11 protein-coding genes and 3 rRNA genes are annotated in these 14,683 nt (G+C 47.8%); 13 read left to right on the top strand and 1 reads right to left on the bottom strand.

Features of this window, described 5'->3' with window-relative positions:
• The first annotated feature begins 116 nt into the window (after nt 1-116).
• Nucleotides 117-2,861 carry a response regulator gene (locus L0M14_RS24375; protein WP_235119061.1) on the top strand — a complete coding sequence of 915 codons (2,745 nt, stop codon included), beginning with the start codon at nt 117-119 and terminating at the stop codon, nt 2,859-2,861.
• A gap of 18 nt (nt 2,862-2,879) precedes the next feature.
• Entirely contained in the window at nt 2,880-3,743 is an 864-nt protein-coding gene (locus L0M14_RS24370; protein WP_235119060.1) for a CheR family methyltransferase, read from the top strand.
• A gap of 192 nt (nt 3,744-3,935) precedes the next feature.
• On the opposite strand, the gene L0M14_RS24365 is transcribed toward L0M14_RS24370, so the two are convergent.
• Nucleotides 3,936-4,271: a hypothetical protein gene (locus tag L0M14_RS24365; protein ID WP_235119059.1), complete on the bottom strand. Its 336-nt coding sequence runs from the start codon at nt 4,269-4,271 to the stop codon at nt 3,936-3,938.
• 247 nt (nt 4,272-4,518) lie between these two features.
• On the opposite strand from L0M14_RS24365, the gene L0M14_RS24360 reads away from it, so the two are divergent.
• The 11 genes from L0M14_RS24360 (at nt 4,519) to L0M14_RS31675 (ending at nt 14,665) form a co-directional block, all read left to right on the top strand.
• Nucleotides 4,519-4,908, top strand: coding sequence for a VOC family protein (locus L0M14_RS24360; protein ID WP_235119058.1), 390 nt, complete (start codon nt 4,519-4,521; stop codon nt 4,906-4,908).
• Between the two features lie 73 nt (nt 4,909-4,981).
• A complete protein-coding gene (locus L0M14_RS24355) occupies nt 4,982-5,734 on the top strand; it encodes a YwmB family TATA-box binding protein (RefSeq protein WP_235119057.1) in 753 nt (250 codons plus the stop codon).
• A 375-nt stretch (nt 5,735-6,109) separates the two neighbouring features.
• Nucleotides 6,110-7,651: ribosomal RNA gene (locus tag L0M14_RS24350) — 16S ribosomal RNA — on the top strand.
• A 288-nt stretch (nt 7,652-7,939) separates the two neighbouring features.
• Nucleotides 7,940-10,858, top strand: a 23S ribosomal RNA gene (locus tag L0M14_RS24345).
• 141 nt (nt 10,859-10,999) lie between these two features.
• Nucleotides 11,000-11,115: ribosomal RNA gene (rrf, locus tag L0M14_RS24340) — 5S ribosomal RNA — on the top strand.
• The 16S, 23S and 5S rRNA genes sit together here, the layout of an rRNA operon.
• 164 nt (nt 11,116-11,279) lie before the next feature.
• Complete coding sequence (locus L0M14_RS24335) at nt 11,280-11,618, top strand: protein YmzB (RefSeq protein WP_235119056.1); 339 nt, start codon at nt 11,280-11,282, stop codon at nt 11,616-11,618.
• A 297-nt stretch (nt 11,619-11,915) separates the two neighbouring features.
• Nucleotides 11,916-13,337: a flavin-containing monooxygenase gene (locus L0M14_RS24330; protein WP_235119055.1), complete on the top strand. Its 1,422-nt coding sequence runs from the start codon at nt 11,916-11,918 to the stop codon at nt 13,335-13,337.
• Between the two features lie 452 nt (nt 13,338-13,789).
• Nucleotides 13,790-14,104, top strand: a complete 315-nt coding sequence (gene uraD, locus L0M14_RS31245) for a 2-oxo-4-hydroxy-4-carboxy-5-ureidoimidazoline decarboxylase (RefSeq protein WP_260115392.1) — start codon at nt 13,790-13,792, stop codon at nt 14,102-14,104.
• 38 nt (nt 14,105-14,142) lie between these two features.
• Nucleotides 14,143-14,313: a 2-oxo-4-hydroxy-4-carboxy-5-ureidoimidazoline decarboxylase gene (locus L0M14_RS31240; RefSeq protein WP_260115391.1), complete on the top strand. Its 171-nt coding sequence runs from the start codon at nt 14,143-14,145 to the stop codon at nt 14,311-14,313.
• Nucleotides 14,310-14,627, top strand: a complete 318-nt coding sequence (locus L0M14_RS24320; RefSeq protein WP_311198776.1) for a hydroxyisourate hydrolase — start codon at nt 14,310-14,312, stop codon at nt 14,625-14,627. Before L0M14_RS31240 ends, L0M14_RS24320 begins: the two co-directional genes overlap by 4 nt.
• The gene (locus tag L0M14_RS31675) at nt 14,597-14,665 is read left to right on the top strand and encodes a hydroxyisourate hydrolase (RefSeq protein WP_311198924.1); all 69 of its coding nucleotides are present in this window, start codon (nt 14,597-14,599) and stop codon (nt 14,663-14,665) included. The genes L0M14_RS24320 and L0M14_RS31675 overlap by 31 nt, the downstream gene beginning before the upstream one ends.
• Nucleotides 14,666-14,683: the final 18 nt, after the last annotated feature.

Genomic DNA, 14,683 nt, shown 5'->3' with positions numbered 1-14,683 from the left:
CCAACACTATAACTTTAGTGCGATAATAAAATAATACATTAATGCGTCACTGTAGTAAAGTGACTTTGCGAAACTTTCATCTATTTTTTAAAAATAATATAATAGGAGAATTAACCATGAAAAAAGGAAGTGATTCAAGATTGTGGCAGAACCTTCGAATGGGGATAAGACTTAAGATTCTATTAGGTTATATTTTTATTATTATATGCACATCCATATCATTCATTTTAGTTAACAATCAGGTTGCATCCATGCAGAACGATCGCAATTATGTGATTCAACATGATTTTGAAGTACGTGATGAGACTAGCCGCCTAGAAAAATATGTCATAGGAATGGAAACGGAGCAGAGGGGCTACCTTCTTACCGGTATGGAGTCTTATTTAAGTGCCTACGAGGATAACCAGGTACATTGGCAGGAATCGTACAGCAAGCTGGTTAGACTCATATCAGATAATCCTGAGCAATTAAAAAACTTAGCGTCCGTTCGGTCATTAATTGAACATTGGCTGAACGAAACGGCCGTTCCCTTGATGGAATTGAAGCAAGCGGGCAAAGAAGGCCAGATTGCAAGTTTCTATAAAGACGATAAGGGTAGTGTCGATATGGCACAGATCCGTGAATGGCTTGATGCATTTCGGACAAAGGAAAAGGAGCTGACGGAGCTAAGAGCGAACCAGCTGGATGAGAGCAATCTAATTCTAACGAATACTATATATGGAATTATCCTATTTGTGGCTATATTTTCCATCGTCGTTGCCCTGATTATTTCAAAATCCATCGTAGGTACGATCATGCAGATTAACCGTACGATTGCTAGAATTGCCTCATCGCAGGGAATGCTCAGTCAAAGAATTCATGTCCATATTAACGACGAGATGAAGGACTTGGCTGAGTCCACCAATCAATTGCTGGAGAAACAGGAAGAGAGCCGCTGGCTTCAAGAACGCTTGACGGAAATCGTCACTCTGCTGCAAGGAGTCACCGAGACGAATATGATGGGGCAATTGTTTATGAACAAGATCGCCGAGATGATGGACGCAGCCTATGGCGTTTTTTACATTCGTTCGATGAAAGGCCCCAAGAAGCAATTAACGAAGCTCGCATCGTTTGCGGCCCAAGGAGACAGTGCTGCAGGAGAGCTGATCGAATGGGGCGAAGGTTTGGTCGGGCAATGCGCTCTGGAGAACCGTATCTTTCATCTGACGGAGGTTCCGAACGGATATATCTCGATTTCTTCGGGCTTAGGAGCGAGCAACCCCAGCAGTCTGCTTATAGCGCCTGTTGAATACAACAATCAAGTCGTTGCTGTCATCGAATTAGCATCCTTTCAGTTTTTTTCGCCTACACAATTGGAATTATTTCAGGAGATACTGCAATCCTTTGGAACAACCATTCACAGTGTCGAGAGCCGTGTAGAGGTAGAACGACTGCTTAGAGAATCGCAAGTACTGACCGAAGAGCTGCAGACGCAGGCAGAAGAATTGCAGACTCAGCAAGAAGAACTGAGAATTACTAATGAACAGCTGGAGGAGCAAATTCGTTATTCGGATGAGCGGACTACAGAACTGGAAATAATTAAGGTTGAATTAGAGGAATATGCCAAACAATTGAAGCAAGGCTCGCAGTACAAATCAGAATTTCTGGCCAATATGTCCCATGAGCTCCGCACCCCGCTGAATAGTATGCTGATTCTATCCCAAATGCTTGCTGACAATCAGGAGGGACGGCTCTCAAAGGATGAGCAGGAATATGCCCGTGTCATTCACTCTTCAGGTAGGGATTTGCTAGTACTCATTAACGATATATTGGATCTTTCCAAAGTAGAAGCGGGTGTGCTCGATATTCACATTGATGGGGTTCTCATGCCTGAATTGGCTGAACTCATTCAAACGGAGTTCACTCCACAAGCCGAGCACAGAAAACTTAGCTTTGAAGTTGTGGTGGATGCCAATGTTCCACAGCATGTTTACACAGACGGGCACAGAGTTCAGCAGATCGTTAAAAACCTGTTGGCTAACGCCTTTAAATTTACTCATGAGGGATCAGTTAGTCTTAAAATGTCTTTATGTGAACGTGAGCGTGTCATGCTGCTGCTGCCTAAAGCAGGGAACGCCGAGGTGTTGGCTATTTCAGTTACAGATACGGGAATAGGTATTCCTAAGGACAAGCATTCCCTCATCTTTGAAGCTTTTCAACAAGCGGATGGCACAACGAATCGAAAATACGGTGGAACAGGGCTGGGGCTGTCTATATCCCGTGAGCTCATCCAGCTGCTGGGGGGCTGCTTGACCTTGGAAAGTAAAGAAGGCCATGGCAGCACATTTACCGTCTACATCCCTTCTCTAATTCCGGAGCACAGTGACTCTCAAGGAGCTTGGAGAGAAGCTGCAGCCTCTCAAGCTGCACGTCCGGTACAAGTTAATCATGATTCCGTTATGGAGAAGGAATCCGGACTTGCGCCTGCGATGCCGGAAACCAGCACCTTCAAAGGAAAACGGGTATTAGTTGTCGATGATGACGTTCGGAACGTGTTTGCTCTGACTAACGCGCTTGAGAACGAAGGCATGATCGTAATCGTCGCTCACGATGGCGGGGAGTGTCTGGAACAGCTGGAGAAGGGAATGAAGGTAGATCTGGTTCTGATGGACATCATGATGCCGGTCATGGACGGCTATGAAGCGATGCGTGAGATCAGAAAACGAGCGCATTATGAGAATCTTCCGATTATCGCATTAACGGCTAAAGCGATGAAGCACGACCGCGAAATTTGCCTGGAGGCAGGAGCCTCTGATTACATCAGTAAACCGCTCCATTTGAATCAATTGTTTTCCCTGATGCGTGTATGGCTGACAAATTAGAAGCCGGGGGTGGCATGCATGGTATACGATGAATCGAATTTCGAGGATTGGGGAGAGCAGCATGAAGAGGAACGGGAATCCATAGAGATTGATCTGCTCCTTGAAGGGCTGCATCGCTACTATGGTTACGATTTTCGAAGCTATGTAAGAAGCTCCATCCGACGCAGAATTCAGAACCGCATTAAGCTGGAGAAATTGACAACGATAACTGCCTTACTGGAAAAAATATTGCACGACCGCTCCATGGGAGAACGGTTGATCAAGGACTTCTCTATTAATGTGACTGAGATGTTTCGCGACCCAAGCTTCTTTCGGGCGTTTCGCAGCAAGATAGCTCCTCAACTTAGGGAGCTCCCGGAAATCCGCATCTGGCACGCCGGCTGCTCTACAGGTGAGGAAGTCCTTTCCATGGCGATTCTTCTCGAAGAAGAGGGCTTGCTCAATAAGACGAGCATCTATGCGACGGACATGAACGGTGATGTTGTGAATAAAGCGCGCAGCAGAGCTTATCCGTTATCACGCATGCAAGGATATACCAAGAACTACCTTCAGTCCGGCGGTATTCGAGAGTTCTCATCGTACTACACAACGGACCATGAGTATGCGTACTTTGCTTCCCGTCTGATGCAGAGAATCACATTCTTTCAGCATAACTTGGTGACAGACCGTTCTTTTAATGAATTTCACGTCATCGTCTGCCGCAACGTCTTGATCTACTTTGATATGTCCTTGCAAAACCGCACGATGGATTTGTTTCATGAAAGTCTCTGCGCATCCGGGTTCTTGGGTCTAGGCAGCAAAGAGTCACTCCTTTATGCGGATAAAGTCGGGCATTATGAGCCTGTCGATAGCCTTGAAAAGCTGTACAAAAAGACGTATTGAGCCGAAAGGAAAGCCACGCTCGAATTACTCCTGCAGGTCGTGCTGGCAGGTTTCCATTTCTGATATTCAAGAGACAACAAAAGCCACTAACCGCGGCTGAACTTCACTCCAAAAGCTAGACAAGATCTATCATGGAGGTGCGGTTCACGTGGATTAAGTGGCTTTTTTGCAGGTAATGAAGGTAAATCTGTGTTACTTATGATTCTTATCAGCCTTGACTAACGCGTTTGTCCTTTGAGGACGATGGAGGAGTCGGTTATCCTGGTCCGTATGGATTTCAAAATGGTAGATGGTATTCCGGGTTAATACACGAAAGTCGGAGCCGTCCCGGTCGATGGCCTGCACTCTTGTCGTTTTAAACGGCGCATAAGTATGAACACCTGATAATACCATAGGTGAACCGATTTCGGTCGGTTTTATCTCTCTAAAGGTTTCCCCCTGAATCTCATCAAAATTAAAGCGGTCAGATCGATGTTTAGGTGTGATGCCATCAACCTCATAGATTTGCAGCAGCTTTAACAATCTCATTGCCCCTCGCCTCCTTGCCGATTCTTCTAGTATACAATCACTTTTCCGAAATGGCTAAAGGTACGCTGCAAACCGAAGCCAACACAAGCCTCACTTCTTTTCACACAATATAAGCAATTCTCTAAAAGCTTTTTCGTCATCAACTCCGATGCAAGGCGTTGAATATAGGCACGCTCCTTCACTGGTGATTCCATCTAAAATCCGATAAAATGAACAAAGCGCGTATTTTGAAATGGAGGTAATTTCAATGGCAGTGAAAAAAATGGAGCATGTCGGTATCATGGTCGCCAATTTAGAAGCATCTATTCGTTTTTATGAGGAAGTCATCGGTCTCAAGCATAAAGGAACTCTATTACATACCAATGGAGTCATTCGACTGGCGTTCTTGGGCTTTGACGTTCATGGAGAAACCGAAGTTGAACTGATCGAAGGCTACAATGCTAACCTTCCTCAGGAAGGGAAAGTTCATCATCTTGCTTTTACCGTGGATCACATTGATGAGGAGTACGCAAGGATCCAAGGTCTTGGTGTGGAGCAGCTGGACGAACAATTAACAACTTTGCCAAACGGCTCCAGATACTTCTTCTTTAACGGCCTAGACGGCGAACGAATCGAATTCTTTGAATCTACTCGATAATCGTTTAAATAGTACTAGATTCGGGCATCCTAATTACTAGAATCAAAGATTTTAGTAAAGAGGTGCCTTTTTTATGAAAAAACTATGGTTATTCTCCATGATCTGGCTGGCAATCACAAGCTTTATATTCGGTTGGGTTCGTCATGCTGATGCACAAGGGGAAAACGATTCGCAGTATCTGCTAGAAAGTATGAAACCATATATGTCCGAAACCGATCATATCACATTTAAATACACGGGATTTTATGGCTCCTGCGGGACTTCTAAAGATGAGCTGGTACGAGTCGGCAGCGAATTGTCAGAGGAGTTTGGTTTGCCAGTGAACCACGAACTCAGTGAATCTAACGGACATCCCGTATATTCGGCTGTAACCAATGCGCTGCAGAGCTCCTCGCTGACGCTCATTGTAGCTGAGCCTCAAAACAGCAGTGCTTGTTACGTAGTGCTTCGTCTAGATGCTTCTTCAGAGGAGCAGCTAGCTGAAATGCTAAAATGGCAGGAAGCTGCCGATCAGCACTGGGACAAGCTTTCTGTGGAAGGTCAGTGGAATGTCATGGTGCAAGGAATGGTTTCACAGCAGCAGTTAAGTCGAGACGAGGACCCAAGTCATTTCATGAATCAAATGGTACATACGTTTAAGGGACAAGTGGCAGAGTCATATACCGATCAAGGGACCATTAGTGTATCCCTGGTATCTGCAGGCTTTCATCATTTCATCAAGAGCGGAAGCAATCCAATTGAACTGCAAATCGCACTTCACCGTGAATCGGATACTGGAGTGTGGAGGCTAACAGCAGGTACGCCGGTTATTACAAGTGAGTACTGAATATAAAATCAATTCAACTATTTTATAAACAAAGGTTGCAATTGATTGCAGAACGTGGTACATTATTCCTCGTTGCTTTTAGCAGTGTTGGTCGTTGGTGACAACGAAAGCATGCTAAGGACAAGCAAAGAAGCTATCGTAACAAAGAAATCATCAGTTTCCGACAAAGTTTTAAAAAAAGCTTGCATTCATGTTTGGAACTGTGGTATATTACTTCTCGCTGCTCCGGTAACGCGGCAGTGAACGAAAGAAATTGTTCTTTGAAAACTGAACAACGAGTGAAGAAGTGAGTCGATTTTTCGACTTTAAACAAAGAGATTGTAAAATCTCGTCAGCTTTGAAAATGAGCTTATTCAGCTTAACAATAGGTTTACCTTATTGGAGAGTTTGATCCTGGCTCAGGACGAACGCTGGCGGCGTGCCTAATACATGCAAGTCGAGCGGGCTTGTCCCTTCGGGGACAAGCTAGCGGCGGACGGGTGAGTAACACGTAGGTAACCTGCCTGTAAGATCGGGATAACTATCGGAAACGATAGCTAAGACCGGATAGCTGGTTTCTCTGCATGGAGAGATCATGAAACACGGTGCAAGCTGTGGCTTACAGATGGGCCTGCGGCGCATTAGCTAGTTGGTGAGGTAACGGCTCACCAAGGCGACGATGCGTAGCCGACCTGAGAGGGTGAACGGCCACACTGGGACTGAGACACGGCCCAGACTCCTACGGGAGGCAGCAGTAGGGAATCTTCCGCAATGGACGAAAGTCTGACGGAGCAACGCCGCGTGAGTGATGAAGGTTTTCGGATCGTAAAGCTCTGTTGCCCTAGACGAACAGCAAGGCGAGTAACTGCGCTTTGTGTGACGGTATAGGAGAAGAAAGCCCCGGCTAACTACGTGCCAGCAGCCGCGGTAATACGTAGGGGGCAAGCGTTGTCCGGAATTATTGGGCGTAAAGCGCGCGCAGGCGGCTATTTAAGTTTGGTGTTTAAGCCCGGGGCTCAACCCCGGTTCGCATCGAAAACTGGATGGCTTGAGTGTAGGAGAGGAAAGTGGAATTCCACGTGTAGCGGTGAAATGCGTAGAGATGTGGAGGAACACCAGTGGCGAAGGCGACTTTCTGGCCTATAACTGACGCTGAGGCGCGAAAGCGTGGGGAGCAAACAGGATTAGATACCCTGGTAGTCCACGCCGTAAACGATGCATGCTAGGTGTCGGGGATTCGATTCCTCGGTGCCGAAGTAAACACAGTAAGCATGCCGCCTGGGGAGTACGCTCGCAAGAGTGAAACTCAAAGGAATTGACGGGGACCCGCACAAGCAGTGGAGTATGTGGTTTAATTCGAAGCAACGCGAAGAACCTTACCAGGTCTTGACATCCCTCTGACCGCTCTAGAGATAGGGCTTCCCTTCGGGGCAGAGGAGACAGGTGGTGCATGGTTGTCGTCAGCTCGTGTCGTGAGATGTTGGGTTAAGTCCCGCAACGAGCGCAACCCTTGATCTTAGTTGCCAGCACTTCGGGTGGGCACTCTAAGATGACTGCCGGTGACAAACCGGAGGAAGGTGGGGATGACGTCAAATCATCATGCCCCTTATGACCTGGGCTACACACGTACTACAATGGTCGTTACAACGGGAAGCGAAGGAGCGATCTGGAGCCAATCCTAAAAAGGCGATCTCAGTTCGGATTGCAGGCTGCAACTCGCCTGCATGAAGTCGGAATTGCTAGTAATCGCGGATCAGCATGCCGCGGTGAATACGTTCCCGGGTCTTGTACACACCGCCCGTCACACCACGAGAGTTTACAACACCCGAAGTCGGTGAGGTAACCGCAAGGGGCCAGCCGCCGAAGGTGGGGTAGATGATTGGGGTGAAGTCGTAACAAGGTAGCCGTATCGGAAGGTGCGGCTGGATCACCTCCTTTCTATGGAGACTCGGTTCTGAAACGAACCAGTCAAGTGCTCTAAGAGCACAAACAGCTTCTTCACTCGTGTTCAGTTTTGAAAGGTCAATCCTTTCAACTTGGTTGACAACTGACATCGCTTCGCGCATGTAACAGTTGCAACGTTGTTCCTTGAAAACTAGATAACGAAAACGAAACGTAAAGCGTGAAACTTAGAAATCCTTTTCGACATCTGGTCAAACAGATGAAGAAAGTTATTTTTAGCAAAGCTGATTCTTACGTAGCAATTATTGCTGCGCAATAATCTAAGGTTAAGCTAGAAAGAGCACACGGAGGATGCCTAGGCGCTAGGAGCCGAAGAAGGACGTGGCGAACGACGAAATGCCTCGGGGAGCCGTAAGCAGGCTTTGATCCGGGGATGTCCGAATGGGGGAACCCAACTGTGGTAATGCGCAGTTACTATGCAGTGAATACATAGCTGCATGAGAGGCATACCCAGGGAACTGAAACATCTAAGTACCTGGAGGAAAAGAAAACAAAATGTGATTCCGTCAGTAGCGGCGAGCGAACGCGGATTAGCCCAAACCAAGGAGCTTGCTCTTTGGGGTTGTAGGACCTCAACGTGGCAAAAGTTTGTTAGGCGAAGTAGTCTGGAAAGGCTCGGCAAAGAGGGTAAAAGCCCCGTAGCCAAAAACAAACGTATGCCTAGAGGGATCCTGAGTACGGCGGGACACGTGAAACCCCGTCGGAATCCGGCAGGACCATCTGCCAAGGCTAAATACTACCTAGCGACCGATAGTGAAGCAGTACCGTGAGGGAAAGGTGAAAAGCACCGCGGAAGCGGAGTGAAAAAGAACCTGAAACCGTGTGCTTACAAGAAGTCAGAGCCCTCTCTATGGGTGATGGCGTGCCTTTTGTAGAATGAACCGGCGAGTTACGTTCCCGTGCGAGGTTAAGTCGAAGAGACGGAGCCGCAGCGAAAGCGAGTCTGAATAGGGCGATTTAGTACGTGGACGTAGACCCGAAACCGTGTGATCTACCCCTGTCCAGGGTGAAGGTGAGGTAACACTCACTGGAGGCCCGAACCCACGAATGTTGAAAAATTCGGGGATGAGGTGGGGGTAGCGGAGAAATTCCAATCGAACTCGGAGATAGCTGGTTCTCCCCGAAATAGCTTTAGGGCTAGCCTCGGAATCAAGAGTTGTGGAGGTAAAGCACTGATTGGGTGCGGGGCCCGCCAAGGGTTACCAAGTCCAGTCAAACTCTGAATGCCACAAACTCATATCCGGGAGTCAGACAGTGAGTGCTAAGATCCATTGTCAAAAGGGAAACAGCCCAGACCATCAGCTAAGGTCCCCAAGTGTGTGTTAAGTGGGAAAGGATGTGGAGTTGCACAGACAACCAGGATGTTGGCTTAGAAGCAGCCACCATTGAAAGAGTGCGTAATAGCTCACTGGTCGAGTGACTCTGCGCCGAAAATGTAACGGGGCTAAACACGCCACCGAAGCTATGGCATGTACGTAAGTACTTGGGTAGGGGAGCGTTGTATGTACATTGAAGTCTGACCGTAAGGACAGGTGGAGCGCATACAAGTGAGAATGCCGGTATAAGTAACGAAAAGATCAGTGAGAATCTGATCCGCCGAAAGCCTAAGGGTTCCTGAGGAAGGTTCGTCCGCTCAGGGTCAGTCGGGACCTAAGGCGAGGCCGAAAGGCGTAGTCGATGGACAACAGGTTGATATTCCTGTACCACCGTAGCCGTTATGAGTGATGGAGTGACGCAGAAGGATAGTGACGCGAGCTGATGGATGCTCGTCCAAGCAGTGAGGCTGGTGTGTAGGCAAATCCGCACATCGTAAGGCTGGGCTGTGATGGGGAGGGAAATTTATAGTACCGAAGGTCATGATTTCACACTGCCAAGAAAAGCTTCTAGCCAGGCGAAGGTGCCCGTACCGCAAACCGACACAGGTGGGCGAGAAGAGAATTCTAAGGCGCGCGGAAGAACTCTCGTTAAGGAACTCGGCAAAATGACCCCGTAACTTCGGGAGAAGGGGTGCCTCGGTAGGGTGAATAGCCCGAGGGGGCCGCAGTGAAAAGGCCCAAGCGACTGTTTAGCAAAAACACAGGTCTGTGCGAAGCCGCAAGGCGAAGTATACGGGCTGACGCCTGCCCGGTGCTGGAAGGTTAAGGGGAGCGGTTAGGGAGTAATCCCGAAGCTGTGAACCGAAGCCCCAGTAAACGGCGGCCGTAACTATAACGGTCCTAAGGTAGCGAAATTCCTTGTCAGGTAAATTCTGACCCGCACGAATGGCGTAACGACTTGGGCGCTGTCTCAACGAGAGATCCGGTGAAATTTTAATACCTGTGAAGATGCAGGTTACCCGCGACAAGACGGAAAGACCCCATGGAGCTTTACTGCAGCTTGATATTGGACTTTGGTACGATCTGTACAGGATAGGTGGGAGCCGTTGAAACCTGAGCGCCAGCTTGGGTGGAGGCGCCGTTGGGATACCACCCTGATCGTATCGGAGTTCTAACCTGGTACCGTGAACCGGTATGGGGACAGTGTCAGGTGGGCAGTTTGACTGGGGCGGTCGCCTCCTAAAAAGTAACGGAGGCGTCTAAAGGTTCCCTCAGAATGGTTGGAAATCATTCGAAGAGTGCAAAGGCATAAGGGAGCTTGACTGCGAGACAAACAGGTCGAGCAGGGACGAAAGTCGGGCTTAGTGATCCGGTGGTACCGAATGGAAGGGCCATCGCTCAACGGATAAAAGCTACCCTGGGGATAACAGGCTTATCTCCCCCAAGAGTCCACATCGACGGGGAGGTTTGGCACCTCGATGTCGGCTCATCGCATCCTGGGGCTGAAGTAGGTCCCAAGGGTTGGGCTGTTCGCCCATTAAAGCGGTACGCGAGCTGGGTTCAGAACGTCGTGAGACAGTTCGGTCCCTATCTGTCGCGGGCGTAGGAAATTTGAGAGGAGCTGTCCTTAGTACGAGAGGACCGGGATGGACGTACCGCTGGTGTACCAGTTGTCTCGCCAGAGGCATAGCTGGGTAGCTATGTACGGAAGGGATAAGCGCTGAAAGCATCTAAGCGTGAAGCCCACCTCAAGATGAGATTTCCCAATTCGTAAGACCCCTTGTAGACGACGAGGTTGATAGGTTCGAGGTGGAAGTGCAGCAATGTATGGAGCTGACGAATACTAATCGGTCGAGGGCTTAACCTAAGAGCTTTCCGAAGGAAAGCTAGCTTCGGAAGCATCAACAAATACTCACACTTTACGTAAGTTTCGTATCTAGTTTTCAAGGAATAAACCTTGAACAAAGCTTATGTTTTCGTAGCCAGTTTTGCTAACGCAAAACAATCGTTTGGTGATGATGGCGGAGGGATCCACGCGTTCCCATCTCGAACACGACCGTTAAGCCCTCCAGCGTCAATGGTACTTGAACCGAAGGGTTCTGGGAGAGTAGAACGTTGCCAAGCAGAAGTAAGAGCCTTCTTAAGATAAAACTTAAGAGGGCTTTTTTTGTTATTCAAACAAATGTATCCAATTATTGATGTTCCGTGCAGCGCATAAGGATATAGGATGAGAGGAAAAACTACTTGTGATGTAGGAATTTTGGAGATAAAGGAGAGGTGTGCCGGCAATGGATGGATCTGCTCAAGATATTTGTACTTGGCTGGATGCTAACAGAGACAAACAGCTGACAATTGAGAAGACAGAGCAGCGAGACGTGGATCATATTGAGATGCAAATAGATGACATTGGGCTTCTGGATTACGCAGAAACGGCAGATGAGTACTTATATCCAATGGCAATCATTCTGAAAGGGGCAGGCTCTATAGCAACTCAGGATGGCCGTACGGAGCAGCTTCCGGAAGAGAGTTATGAAATACCGCTTAGCAAGGATTTTCAATGCGAACAGACCGAGAACGGAGTAGCGATCCGTACAGATCGAGCTCAGTATACCATTTCCGTACATTAAATGGAGTAAGTCCAGCGTAGTAAAGATTTCGCAGCAGATGCAACTCATAAAATAAACGAGAGCCTGAACAGATCAGGTTCTTTTTTATTTCAAAAATATAGCTGACATTTGTACGGTAGTCATTTTGAACAATTTGAGATAGAAATTTTAGATACAAAAACAAGAAACGTTTCATTACCTTCAAATGTCAAGTGAGAAAAGATAATATATGTGCAAGGAACTCATTATCTCACATTCATAGGACAATTGACATGAAAAAAAGGCGAGAACGAACGCCTTCGAAGGGTATGAAAAATCATGAGCATAGAAGCTTTAAATGATCGTGTAAAAACGGATCTTTCTTATCTGGCTTACGGGGGCGCTAACTGGGTTCGACCTCGGGAACACTCTGAAGGGCATGTTTATGATGTTGTTATTGTTGGCGCTGGGCAGAGCGGCTTGGGTATTGCTTTTGCATTACTGCGTGAGAGGGTCACAAATATTCTGCTTATCGATGAGAACCATGAAGGCTATGAAGGCCCCTGGGAAACGTACGCGCGAATGGTCACGCTCAGAACACCGAAGCATCTTACTTCTGTAGACTTAGGCATACCTTCACTTACGTTCCGTTCTTGGTGGGAAGCGCAGTTTGGTCCTGATGGTTGGGAGGCCGTTGGGAAAATTCCCCGAGTCGACTGGATGAACTACCTTCGCTGGTATCGCCAAGTATTAAATCTGCCTGTGAGGAATGAGGTAAAGCTGAAGCTGATCGAGCCTACGGATGATGGTATCCATCGTCTTCATATCCAAGGGACTGGAGCACCGAGTGAAAAGCTGTTGACTCGAAAGGTGGTCCTTGCGACGGGGATTCAGGGAGGCGGCGAGTGGCACGTTCCGTCTATGATCAAGGAAAAACTGCCGAGAACGACGTATGCACATACTTCGGAATCGATTAATTTTGAAAAGCTAAAAGGAAAGAAGATTGCTGTTCTTGGAGGAGGCGCATCAGCATTCGATAATGCCAATTTTGCCTTGACGGAAGGGGTGGCGGAAGCGCATATTTTTGTCCGGCGAAAAGAAATGCCGCGGATCAACCCGATTCGCCAGATGGAGTTTTCCGGTATGATCGAGCATTACGCGGCTCTACCGGATGCCGATAAGTATGCGGCGATGGTTCATTTTTTCAAGCATAATCAGCCTCCTACGAATGATACCTTTGAGAGGGCGGCATCATGGCCTGGTTTCCAACTGCATCTAGGAGCTCCATGGTTGGATGTAGAGCATGTAGGGGAAGGGGTTAGAGTAAGTACACCACAGGGAAAGTTTACTTTTGATTTCCTAATAATTAGTACAGGGCTGCTCACCGACCCGGCGCTGCGTCCCGAGCTTAGATTAGTGGTAGGGCATATTGAGAGATGGGGTGATCGCTACCAAGCTCCGGATGAACTGGCGAATCCCGTCATTGACGCTCATCCATATCTCAGTAGGGGCTTTGCTTTTCAGGGCCGCGATGCAGAAGGGAAAAAGTTACTCCACGGAATATTCAGCTTCAGCTATTCGGCATTAATCAGCTGTGGAATATCGGCTTCTGCACTATCGGGAATGAGATATGGAATTCCTAGACTTGTGTCGGCGATAACAGACCAACTGTTTCTAGATGATCGAGAGGAAATATTAAAGAACTTCTATGCTTATGATGAAGTAGAATTCGTCGGCAAATGGCCGAGAAATGCGCTGTAAAAGTTGGACCCGTTATCGCAGGATGGCGGGTTTTTGGGTTCTTAGGGTTCCTCACGGAACGGCATAGTGAAGTCAATTTCATGAGTCCCGTAGTGTATGGGATATCGAGTACCGAAGTTGGGTTAAACATCAAGACTATTGCACGTCAGAACTTCTCGCGGAGATGGGATCTCAAGTACGATGGTATCTCGGGTTTCGGCAATTATGTAATGATGGTATCCCCAAGTATCAAGGGTATCTACTAGTATCTGATAGAGAGGGGAGACTGAGCTCGTGTTCTGATCGGAATATTTTTAATGTGAAGGTGCAGGGAAACAAAAATAAAAGCTCACGTTATGTAGGATTACAAACTTACGTGATAGTTATTGAACGTTTCTTTATACGGATTTACAATGAAACAAATTATTGAGCTGAAGGCAGCAGAATAGCCGAATTTGAGGAGTGATGTTGGCGTGAAACTGACACTAAATGAGATTAATGGAATGAGTAAAAGTGAATTCATAGATGCTTTTGGCGGGATATTTGAGCATTCACCGTGGGTGGCGCGGCAAGCTTGGGAGGGGGCGCCTTTTTCGTCGATTGGGAGCCTAATCTCGGCTTTTGAACATGGGATATGGCAGGCGGATGAATCCATTCAGATCAAGCTCTTACGGTCGCATCCGGATCTTGGAACACGCGTACAAATGACGGACCACTCGGTGCGGGAGCAGGCGGGCGCTGGTTTGGATGCCCTGTCGGCGGAGGAATACGCGGAGCTTTTGAGCTGAATCGGCGGTATACGCAAAAGTTTGAGTTCCCTTTTATCATGGCGGTGAAGGGACAAACGAAGGAAAGCATTTTTGTGGCGATCCGGACTCGGGTTGAGGGAGTTTGGGAGGAAGAGAAGACGCGGGCGCTACAGGAGGTTTGTAAGATTGGACGCTTCCGATTGAGTGATGTGGTGCATGTAACTGAAGGTGAGGCTGCGGAGACATGAGCGGAGCGCTAACTACACATGTGCTGGATATTAGTCGAGGCATGCCGGCAGTTGGGGTCAAGATAGAGCTGTATGGATTAACGGATGGAACATCGCGTTTATTGAATACGGTTATGTCCAATGAAGATGGAAGAGTTGGCGGAGCTGTGTTGCCTTCAGAAGAGTTTGCTTCAGGCGTCTATGAACTGCTCTTTTATGTTGGTGATTATTTTCGCAGCTTGGGGATAACGACAGTGGAACCCTTTTTTTGGATCAGGTGCCGATTCGCTTCGGAATATCCCAGCTGGATACTCACTATCATGTTCCACTGTTGATTGCTCCATGGGGATATAACACTTACAGAGGCAGTTGATGTTGAGACCGTCAGGAG

It is taken from the genome of Paenibacillus hexagrammi, from assembly GCF_021513275.1.
GTDB lineage: Bacteria > Bacillota > Bacilli > Paenibacillales > NBRC-103111 > Paenibacillus_E > Paenibacillus_E hexagrammi.
Note: the sequence above shows the minus strand (reverse complement) of the source record. Positions and strands in the feature narration are given on the sequence as shown.

What these genes read in the sequence shown, in the direction of transcription:
- L0M14_RS24335 (WP_235119056.1), top strand. Translation starts at nt 11,280, where the DNA reads ATGGATGGATCTGCTCAAGATATTTGTACTTGGCTGGATGCTAACAGA.
- L0M14_RS24355 (WP_235119057.1), top strand. Translation starts at nt 4,982, where the DNA reads ATGAAAAAACTATGGTTATTCTCCATGATCTGGCTGGCAATCACAAGC.
- L0M14_RS31240 (WP_260115391.1), top strand. Translation starts at nt 14,143, where the DNA reads ATGGCGGTGAAGGGACAAACGAAGGAAAGCATTTTTGTGGCGATCCGG.
- L0M14_RS24320 (WP_311198776.1), top strand. Translation starts at nt 14,310, where the DNA reads ATGAGCGGAGCGCTAACTACACATGTGCTGGATATTAGTCGAGGCATG.
- L0M14_RS24365 (WP_235119059.1), bottom strand. Translation starts at nt 4,271, where the DNA reads ATGAGATTGTTAAAGCTGCTGCAAATCTATGAGGTTGATGGCATCACA.
- L0M14_RS24375 (WP_235119061.1), top strand. Translation starts at nt 117, where the DNA reads ATGAAAAAAGGAAGTGATTCAAGATTGTGGCAGAACCTTCGAATGGGG.
- L0M14_RS24370 (WP_235119060.1), top strand. Translation starts at nt 2,880, where the DNA reads ATGGTATACGATGAATCGAATTTCGAGGATTGGGGAGAGCAGCATGAA.
- L0M14_RS24330 (WP_235119055.1), top strand. Translation starts at nt 11,916, where the DNA reads ATGAGCATAGAAGCTTTAAATGATCGTGTAAAAACGGATCTTTCTTAT.
- L0M14_RS24360 (WP_235119058.1), top strand. Translation starts at nt 4,519, where the DNA reads ATGGCAGTGAAAAAAATGGAGCATGTCGGTATCATGGTCGCCAATTTA.